Origin of the sequence: Lichenifustis flavocetrariae (assembly GCF_026130545.1) — a bacterium.
GTDB lineage: Bacteria > Pseudomonadota > Alphaproteobacteria > Rhizobiales > Beijerinckiaceae > Lichenihabitans > Lichenihabitans flavocetrariae.
The window spans coordinates 18,724-27,602 of sequence record NZ_JAMOIM010000051.1 but is presented as its reverse complement, the minus strand read 5'-3'; the positions used below and the strand labels follow the sequence as shown (position 1 = coordinate 27,602).

The 8,879-nt window shown below is 66.3% G+C and carries 9 protein-coding genes; 3 read left to right on the top strand and 6 right to left on the bottom strand.

Going from position 1 to position 8,879, the window contains the following annotated elements; translation table 11 throughout:
- Window positions 1-411 precede the first annotated feature (411 nt).
- Window positions 412-1,014, bottom strand: coding sequence for an outer membrane protein (locus M8523_RS31830; protein WP_282588865.1), 603 nt, complete (start codon window positions 1,012-1,014; stop codon window positions 412-414).
- Window positions 1,015-1,182: 168 nt separating this feature from the next.
- Here M8523_RS31830 and M8523_RS31825 point away from each other — a divergent pair, with 168 nt between their 5' ends.
- Entirely contained in the window at window positions 1,183-1,815 is a 633-nt protein-coding gene (locus M8523_RS31825) for a LysE family translocator (RefSeq protein ID WP_282588864.1), read from the top strand.
- A 139-nt stretch (window positions 1,816-1,954) separates the two neighbouring features.
- Window positions 1,955-2,914, top strand: a complete 960-nt coding sequence (locus M8523_RS31820; RefSeq protein ID WP_282588863.1) for a TIM44-like domain-containing protein — start codon at window positions 1,955-1,957, stop codon at window positions 2,912-2,914.
- Window positions 2,915-2,921: 7 nt separating this feature from the next.
- Here M8523_RS31820 and M8523_RS31815 read toward each other — a convergent pair whose 3' ends face one another.
- Window positions 2,922-3,263 (bottom strand): FKBP-type peptidyl-prolyl cis-trans isomerase, encoded by a 342-nt coding sequence (locus M8523_RS31815; RefSeq protein ID WP_282588862.1) that lies wholly within the window; start codon window positions 3,261-3,263, stop codon window positions 2,922-2,924.
- Window positions 3,264-3,350: 87 nt separating this feature from the next.
- Between M8523_RS31815 and M8523_RS31810 the strand changes: the two genes are divergently transcribed.
- Window positions 3,351-4,607, top strand: a complete 1,257-nt coding sequence (locus tag M8523_RS31810) for an allantoate amidohydrolase (protein ID WP_282588861.1) — start codon at window positions 3,351-3,353, stop codon at window positions 4,605-4,607.
- Window positions 4,608-4,617: 10 nt separating this feature from the next.
- Here M8523_RS31810 and M8523_RS31805 read toward each other — a convergent pair whose 3' ends face one another.
- From M8523_RS31805 to cobD, 4 genes are all read right to left on the bottom strand, one after another.
- Window positions 4,618-5,886 (bottom strand): urate hydroxylase PuuD, encoded by a 1,269-nt coding sequence (locus M8523_RS31805; RefSeq protein ID WP_282588867.1) that lies wholly within the window; start codon window positions 5,884-5,886, stop codon window positions 4,618-4,620.
- 324 nt (window positions 5,887-6,210) lie between these two features.
- Window positions 6,211-6,567: a PilZ domain-containing protein gene (locus tag M8523_RS31800; protein ID WP_282588860.1), complete on the bottom strand. Its 357-nt coding sequence runs from the start codon at window positions 6,565-6,567 to the stop codon at window positions 6,211-6,213.
- A gap of 147 nt (window positions 6,568-6,714) precedes the next feature.
- Entirely contained in the window at window positions 6,715-7,824 is a 1,110-nt protein-coding gene (locus tag M8523_RS31795) for a cobalt-precorrin-5B (C(1))-methyltransferase (RefSeq protein ID WP_282588859.1), read from the bottom strand.
- Complete coding sequence (gene cobD / locus M8523_RS31790) at window positions 7,821-8,870, bottom strand: threonine-phosphate decarboxylase CobD (RefSeq protein ID WP_282588858.1); 1,050 nt, start codon at window positions 8,868-8,870, stop codon at window positions 7,821-7,823. The genes M8523_RS31795 and cobD overlap by 4 nt, the downstream gene beginning before the upstream one ends.
- Window positions 8,871-8,879: the final 9 nt, after the last annotated feature.

Sequence of the window (8,879 nt, the reverse complement as noted above, 5' to 3'; positions counted from 1 at the left end):
CCCGGCACCAACGCCTTTCAGGTCATTCTCCAGACCGTCAGCGCCTGACCAGCCTCCAAATGGCCTGGGTAATTACACACAATCCGTTCTGAAATCTTGCTTCAAGAAATTCTAAATTGTTGCTCGGCTGGGGACACCAGCCGCATAAATTTCGATCTGCAAACATGTTACCCCCTCCATGAAGCGTTGCATTTAGAGCCCGGACCTCCTTTCTCTACGTCACCCCCAATGAAACCCGGTGACGTTAACGAAGGGTTGAGACCCTTCTGCTGATTAGGGTCGCCTTTGCGGAATTTAATCAACTGTTCGTGACGCATGACTGCGGCCGCTCGGCGGGCGCTCGCACCAAATAGCGGCTTGCGGCTCGCGTTTTGCCCTCAAGACACTTGGCTCAAGGGTCAAGTCCAAGCCTTAAGGCGCAACGAGTCCATTGCCATGGTAGGCTTGCACGGAGAGCTCGACGGTGGTGTTCGGGGTCACCTTGTAGGCAAAGCCAGCCCCGATCGTTCCGAAGCCACGCAGATCGCCATTGGTATTGAACAGATCGTTCAAGGCGCCGTTGGTGTCACTCACACCGGTAAGTGCGCGACCGTTGGGGCGTGCCACCACCCCACCGATCGTCACGAAGGGCATGAGCCGGCCCATGTCGTAGCCGACGCGGGCTTCGAGATCGGCATAGTTGAAGCCGCGATAGGCCCGGTTGAAGACACTCGGCGAATAACCGGCACCGGCTTGCACGCCGACCACCCAATTGTTGGCGAGTTCGCGATCGTAGCCAACATAGCCGCCGCCGCCGAAACCGCCCCGCACGCCCTTGCTACCCGTGATGGCGAAGACTTCGGTCCCGACATAGAGCCCGGTCCATGGCGAAGGTTCGGTCGGGGGCGCCTCAAGGGCGAAGGTCGGCAACGCAGGCTGGCTGAGGTCCGCCCCGAGCACTGTCCCACCGATCGTGGACAAAGCCACGACCGCGGCGAGCGCGCAGACCCGCACGCCCAAAAACTTCGATGTCATCTGCATCCGACCCATGCCTCAACCCTCGTATAGTCGCCCCGGGCGTTCGGCGTCAAAAAGGTCCTCCGCCTCACACGAGCATCGCTCGTCGCCGCGCGCGTTCCCTTCGAGGCGGAAATCCCCTATGGCCGGGGGATGCCACGCCGTTCCGGCTGAGGGACCAAGAACATGCCGCCCATCGAGACTTTCGCGGCCTTTCTGGTCACGACATGCATCTTCGCCTGCATCCCGGGTCCAGCGATGCTCTACGCGGCGGCGCGTACCATGGCAGGAGGGCGCAGAGCGGGCCTCATGGCAGCCCTCGGCATCCACATGGGCGGCTACGCACACGTGATCGCGGCTGCCGCAGGCCTGTCCGTCCTGTTTCGCGCCGTTCCGCCGCTCTACATCGCAGTCAAGTTTGCCGGCGCGGTCTATCTGATCCACCTCGGCATTCAAATGTTCCGTGCCGAATCGAATGCCGATGTCGCCGTGGCGGGCGTCGCGATGAAGACGGCGCGACGGGCCTTTCTCGAGAGTGCTGCCGTCGAGACGCTCAACCCCAAGACCGCCCTGTTCTTCATGGCGTTCCTGCCCCAATTCGTCGACAGGTCGGCCGGGGCACCGATCTGGCTGCAGCTCGGCGCCTTCGGGGTTCTCGTCAACCTGATCTTCTCCCTCGCGGACATCGTCTGCGTCCTGCTCGCGGCGCGGATCGCGGCGAGGTTGCGCCGATCGGGTTCGGCCCAGCGATGGATGCGTCGCATGGGCGGAAGCGTGCTGGTCGGGCTCGGAACCCATGTGGCGCTGCAGTCGAATTAAATGCGTTTCGCATCAGGATACGGCCCTGCAGCGGGCGGGCACTTGCTTACGAAAGCTACATCTATGGGCCCTTGCAGGGCAGGATCGTTCCTCACCATATCGATCTCGGCGGCAAGTTGACCGCTTTGTGACCAAGGCCATGACACCTTTGATTTCGACTCCCCGCGGCACCGTCTTGCGAAGCGCTGTCGCGCTTTGTCTTTCGGCCATGCTGGTGGCCTCCGCCGGGGTCTCCACGGCCGATGCCCGCATGGGCAGCGGATCGAGCTTCGGCTCGCGTGGCGCACGCACCTTCAGCATGCCACCGTCGACCGCGACGGCGCCGCGCCCGGCCTCCCCGATTCAAGGAACGGAGATGCCGCGCTACGGAGCGCCGGGCATGAACCCCGGGACCTTCGGCCAACCGCGCCGGTTCGGTTTCGGCAGCGGACTTGCGGCCGGTCTCCTGGGCGCGGGCGTCCTCGGCATGCTGACGGGCCACGGCTTCTTCGGCGGGCTTGGCGGCATCATGTCGTTGTTCGGATTTCTGCTGCAGATCGCTCTGATCGTGCTGGTGGTCCGCTTCGCCTTCAGCTTCTTCCGCAACCGCTCGACCGCCTATGCGGGTCCGTCAGGGCCAATGGGTCGGGCGCCGCTCGGCGGAGTGGGGCTGGGTGGCCTCGGCGGAGGCGGCTCGTCGCAGGCACAAAGCCCGATCACGGTCACGCCGGCCGATTTCACGGCCTTCGAACGCAGCTTGTCCGATATCCAATATGCCTATGGGCGTGAGGATATGACTGCCCTTGGCCGGTTGGTAACCCCAGAGCTGCTGCGCAAGCTCGGCGGGGAGCTGGAAGACAACAGGCGCCGCAATCTGCGCAACGATCTTGCCGACGTGCGGCTTGTGCAAGGTGATCTCGCCGAGGCCTGGCGGGAAGGGCGCACCGATTTCGCGACCGTCGCGATGCGCTTTGCCAGCCGCGACGTGCTTGTGGATCGCACGACGGGCCGCGTGGTCGAGGGCGATCCGGCTCGCCCCGTCGAGGCGACGGAATTGTGGACGTTCCGCCGCGACGATGGTGGGCCCTGGTGCCTGTCGGCCGTGCAGCAGACAGGCTGAACCGGCCTCAGACGCCGAGAAGCTCGACTTCGAAGAGGAGCGTGGCGTTCGGCGGGATCACCCCGCCAGCGCCGCGTGCGCCATATCCCAATTCGGGCGGGATCGTCAGCTTGCGGACACCGCCGACCTTCATGCCGGCCACACCCTCGTCCCAGCCCCGGATCACCTGACCGCCCCCGAGCTTGAACCCGAAGGGTTGCCCCCGGTCTTTCGAGGAATCGAACTTCTTGCCGTCGGTAAGCCAGCCCGTGTAGTGCACTTTGACCGAAGCGCCGGCCTTGGCTTCGGGCCCGTTGCCTTCCGTGACTTCCTCGATCTGGAGACCGGATGGCGTCGTTGTAGTGGTCATGTGAGCTCCTCGTATGCTGCTGCCGGAGAAGCTAGGGCGCTCGCGCGCCACGGCCATGGCGCGGGACGAAGCGGAGGACCACAGGGTTTGAGCGAGTTGAACGAGAGGAACGACACCGCGGGCCGTCGCGTGATGGCCCGGATCGATGCGCTGGCGGATTTCTCGAGTGAGCCGGTCGCGCTGACGCGCCTCTACCTCACCCCGGAGCACAAGGCCGCTGCAAGCGCCGTGGCAGCCTGGATGACGGAGGCCGGCATTCTGGCCTCGGTCGATGCGGTCGGCAACGTGGTGGGCCGCGTCCAGGCCACACGCCCCGGTGCCAAAACCCTGATTCTCGGCTCGCATATCGACACGATCCGCAATGCCGGTCGCTATGACGGCAACCTCGGTGTGGTGGTCGCGATCGAGGCCATGTCGGCGCTGATGCGGCGCGGCGAAAAGCTGCCCTTCGCGGTCGAGATCATCGCGTTCGGGGACGAAGAGGGGGTGCGGTTCCCCCAGACATTGACCGGCTCGCGCGCGGTCGCGGGCATCTTCGACCCCTCGGCGCTCGACGGCCGCGACCAGGCTGGCGTCACGATGCGCGACGCCCTGCGCCGCTTCGGCGGCGACCCGGCCCGGATCGCGGCGCTGGCGCGCCGACCGGCCGAGATGTTCGGCTATCTCGAAGTGCACATCGAGCAGGGGCCGGTCCTCGAACACGAAGGCCTGCCGGTCGGCGTCGTGACGGCTATCGCGGGCGCGAGCCGGGTGCAGGTCGATGTGACCGGCGTCGCGGGCCATGCCGGAACGGTGCCGATGAACCTGCGCCGGGACGCCCTCGTGGCCGCCGCCGAAATGGTCGGGATGGTTGAAGCGCTGGCGCTCGACGACCCGGAGATCGTGGCGACTGTCGGGCGGGTCGAGGTGAAGCCCGGGGCCGTGAACGTCATTCCCAGCGCCGTGAGCTTCACGATCGATTTGCGTAGCCCCAGCGATGCCGCGCGTCTCGCGGCGCTGGCCCGGTTGCAAAGCGCCCTGGAGGCCTGCGCGGCCCGACGTGACGTCGGCCTCACCTTCACGCCCTTCTATGAGGCCGCCGCCGCACCCTGCGCGCCAGAACTACAAGCCACATTGGCGCGGGCGGTCGAGCGGCAGGGTTTGCGGGTCCTGCACCTGCCGAGCGGCGCCGGTCACGACGGTCTCGCCATGGTCAAGCTCTGCCCGATCGGCATGCTGTTCGTGCGTTGTGCGGGCGGCATCAGCCACAACCCGGCCGAGTCGATCACGGCGGCGGATGCGGATGTGGCGGTCGAAGTCCTCATCGACGCGCTGCGCGATCTCGCAACGGGCGTCGCGGCTTAGGCAGGCCCGATTATCCGCCTGGCAGCAGCCACGCCGCCAACACCGCCCGCTCCCCCGGCGTCATCTCGGTGATGTTGTTCGGCGGCATGGCGTGGCTCATCACGGCCTGAACCCTGATGGCGGCGGCCTCGCGCCCGATCTCCTCGGGCGTGTCGAAGCGGATGTTCTTCGGGGGGATCTGGAGGCCCTCAAACACGGGCTCGGCCGCATGACACATGGAACAGCGTGTCGAGATCACGTCGATGACCTTTTGCGGCGGCAGTTCGAACGCGCCCCGGCGCACGGCCGCCGGGGCCGCATCGGCTTTCTTGCCAGGGTCAACGGTCTCTGCGGCAGGCGGGAGCCCCAGCCGCTCACGTCCGCTCGGGCTCGCCGCCATGCCGACGTAGAAAGCCGCGAACATCGCCAGGGTCGCGACCGCCCAAGCCCACCAGGGCGACGCCCAGTTGTTGCCGTGGAGACTATGCCGGACATTGTAGAAATGCCGCACCAGCGCACCCGCGACGATCACCAACGTGACCGTGAGCGGGATCGTGGCCGCATTGGCATAGGTGGTCGGGTAATGGTTCGATATCATCATGAACAAGACGGGCAGCGTGAAGTAATTGTTGTGCGTGGAACGCTGCTTCGCCTGCTTGCCGAATTCGGGATTGGGCGCGCGCCCCGCGATCAGGTCCGCCACGACCTTCCTCTGATTGGGGATGATGTTCAGGAACACATTGCCGGTCATCATCGTGGCCATCAGGGCGCCAGTGTGAATGAGCGCCCCACGGCCGGAAAACAGGTGCGACCAGACCCAGCTCATGGCCACGACGAAGACGAAGACAAGGCCGGCCAGCAGCATGTCCTGCTTGCCCACCAGGATCTTGCAGGCGTTGTCATAGAACAGCCAACCGAGCGCCAGGCCGCCGACGCCGCACAACACCGCCTGCCAGGGTTGGAGCGGCATGACCTCCGGGTTGATCAGGTAGAGGCTCGACTGCCCATAGTAAATCCAGACCAGCAGCGAAAAACCCGAGATCCAGGTCCAGTAGGATTGCCACTTGTGCCAGGTGAGTTCGGCCGGCATCTCGTCGGGTGCCACCAGATACTTGCGCATCTCGTAGAAGCCGCCACCATGCACCTCCCAGGCGACGCCGCCCTTGGCGATGGTCGGCGTCTTCCGAAGGCTCGCGTCGAGATGCATGAAAAAGAACGAGGCGCCGATCCAGGCGATCGCCGTGACCACGTGCAGCCAACGCAGCAACAAACTGCCCCATTCCACCAGATAGGCCGCCAGCATCCACCACTCCTCAGCGCTGGAATGGTCTTAGCAAGAACCCTGCCTGTGTGGCATGGGCCAATCGGACGATCGGCGTCGATCTGGACGCGACGTCTCGCGGGGGCCGGACGCGACCCGAATTGAAAGAGCCGCTATTGGAGTGCGGCCATGATGTCACGAAACGTCGACATGAGTTTCCCGAGATCCGGCTGGCTCGAACCGCCGTATTGGCAACTCGTTCGAGCACAGGTCGTCACGACAAACCAGAGGAAGGCCGCGATCAAAAGCCGATTGACGATGAAGGATGCGATCCATTTCACCATAGCCGCCCCGTCCCATCGATCACATCGGCTCGCTGAGTTGCGCGACGCGACGCGCCAGCATCGCTCGATCCGCTTCCAACTGCCTGATCCGCCGTGCGGTATCGATCGAGACGACCGTGCCGCGATCGGCACGCAAAAAGACGAGTCCGGCTTCGGTTTCGGTTCGCCACTGAACCCGAGCGGGCACGCTTTCTCCCTTCAGATTGACGCTGAGCTCGAACTCGCTCGGGACGACCACTGAACCTGAGAAGACGATCTTCGCGCCATTTGGGGACATGTTCCTCACCAGACAATCCAGGCTGTTGCTGCGGTGATTGAACAGAATTCGGCCGCCCAGGTAGGTCCGGTTTCTTTGGTCGGTTCTACGTTCCAGCATCGAGAGTCCCGTTTCTGCACAGCGGTGAAAGCCGTTTGCCGGTCAGGAGCAAATTCGTGACCAATGCATTCGGAGCGACCGGACGCTTGATTGAGCGGGATGGGTTTCAGGCGCCGGTTCGCAACGCCAGGCTCCCGGCCAGGGGGGTCAACTTTCAGCCGTCGCAAGCAACGCTCCCTCGCGGTCGAAGACCGCGACATCGAGCGCGACATCGGCCGAACCCAGGGCGCTAAGTGCCGTCCGCCGGGCCGCGGATGCCACGAGGGCGGGAAGCGGCACGCCCGTTGCGGCAGCGGAGCCCAGCACTTCCAGTGCCGTATTGGCACATCGCGCCGCCTCGACCTGGGCCCGGGACCCGCCCGCCTCGCCGAGACGGGCCGCGAGCCAGTCGAAATCCACCGCGTCGCGCCGGGAATGGAGATCGAGCAAGCCTTGGCCGAGCTTGCACATTTTGGCGAAGCCACCCGCGATCGTGACGCGGGCGACGGGATAGCGACGGATATATTTCAGCATCCCGCCCACGAAGTCGCCCATGTCGATCAAGGCCTGCTCGGGCAATCCGTACAGCGCCCGGACGGCCGCCTCGGAGGTGCTGCCCGTTGCCCCGGCCACATGGTCGAGCCCGGCGGCGCGCGCCACATCGAGGCCGCGGTGGATCGTGGCGATCCAGGCGCCGCAGGAATAGGGCACGACGATGCCGGTCGTGCCCAGGATCGACAGGCCCCCCAGAATGCCGAGACGGGCATTCATGGTGCGCAGCGCGATCCGCTCGCCGTCCTCGACGCCGATTTCCACCACGACATCCGCCGGCACGCCGCATGCGGAAGCCACCTCGGCGAGGGCCGCGCGGATCATGGCGCGCGGCACGGGATTGATGGCAGGCTCACCTGGCGGCAGTGGCAGTCCCGGCAGCGTCACGGTGCCGACGCCGGGACCGGCCCGGAACACCACGCCGCTTCCCGGCGCGCCGAACCGCACGCGCGCCAGGACGAGCGCCCCATGGGTGACGTCGGGATCGTCTCCCGCATCCTTGACGATGGCGGCCCGCGCCTCATCCGGGCCGCGTTCGAGCCGGGCGAGCGCGAAACTCGGGCGCTGGCCGCCCGGCAGCAGAACCGGGACGGGATCTTCCGGCTCCAAGCCCAGCAGGGCCTCGAAGGCGGCGCGGCTGGCCGCCGCCGCGCAAGTCCCGGTCGTCCAGCCGCGACGTAGCGGCGTCCCCTCGGGGGCCGCCTCCGGGTCGGCGTGAGGGGTCAAGGGCGGAGAACCGTGTCAAGCCGCGCCCAGCCAGCCTCGTCGGCCGGCAAGCCAAAGCGCAGCCAGGTCGGCTCCGCCGCGAAAGGCCGCACCAGAATGCCGGCCCGTCCGAGCCGCCCGAACCACGCGGCGGCATCGGGACGAGCGGTCAGCCGGAACAGGCAGGTGCCCCCGACCACCGCGAACCCGGCGGCTGCCAGACATCGGTCGAGCCGCGACGCCGCAGCATGAAGCGCGACCCGTGTCTCGGCCTGCCACGCCCGATCGCCCAGCGCGCGGGTGCCGATCGCGATCGCGGGTCCCGACACGGCCCAGGCGCCCAATTGCGCCCGAATCGCAGCGGCGAGTGCGGGGTTTGCGACCGCGAAACCGAGACGCAAACCGCCAAGGCCGAAGAACTTGCCGAAGGAGCGCAGCACGACGGCGCCCTCCGGCGGCAGATAGGGCAGCAGGCTGGCTTCCGGCTCATGCACATCCATGAAGGCCTCATCCACCACGAGCGTGCCGCCCCGCTGCGCCAAGCGAAGCGACAGAGCCACGAGGTCGGCCGGGGCGACGTGCCGGCCATCGGGATTGTTGGGATTGACCACGACAGCGACATCCGCCTCTTCAAGGTGGCGGAGGTCATCCACCACCACAACTTCTGCCCCTGCCGCCCGCCAGGATGCTGGATGTTCCTGGTAACCGAACCCCAGGATCGCCACACGGCGGGCCGGGAGCAGGCGGGGAAGAATTTGGATCAGCGACTGCGTGCCGGGCGCGGCCACGACCTCGACCGACGCGGGCACGTCGAAGCTTTTCCCCGCGACGATCTCCAACTGTCGCTGCGCCGCCGCATCCGGCAGCCGGCGCCAGATCGCGGCCGGCAGGTCTTCGACCGGATAGGCCAGAGGATTGATCCCGGTCGAGAGGTCGATCCAAGGCTCAGGCGCATCAGGAAAGTGCAGCCGCGCGGCCGCCAGGTTGCCACCGTGATGCGAGAGGGCGGTCGCCTCGGGGGGGTGCCGCACGGGTAGGCGGTCAGCGAGACTCAGGGGGGCGAGCATGTGAGGCGT

Bases quoted from the DNA above. Each gene is read 5' to 3' on its own strand.
- M8523_RS31825 (WP_282588864.1), top strand. From the start codon at position 1,183: ATGCCGCCCATCGAGACTTTCGCGGCCTTTCTGGTCACGACATGCATC.
- M8523_RS31800 (WP_282588860.1), bottom strand. From the start codon at position 6,567: ATGCTGGAACGTAGAACCGACCAAAGAAACCGGACCTACCTGGGCGGC.
- M8523_RS31820 (WP_282588863.1), top strand. From the start codon at position 1,955: ATGACACCTTTGATTTCGACTCCCCGCGGCACCGTCTTGCGAAGCGCT.
- cobD (WP_282588858.1), bottom strand. From the start codon at position 8,870: ATGCTCGCCCCCCTGAGTCTCGCTGACCGCCTACCCGTGCGGCACCCC.
- M8523_RS31815 (WP_282588862.1), bottom strand. From the start codon at position 3,263: ATGACCACTACAACGACGCCATCCGGTCTCCAGATCGAGGAAGTCACG.
- M8523_RS31830 (WP_282588865.1), bottom strand. From the start codon at position 1,014: ATGACATCGAAGTTTTTGGGCGTGCGGGTCTGCGCGCTCGCCGCGGTC.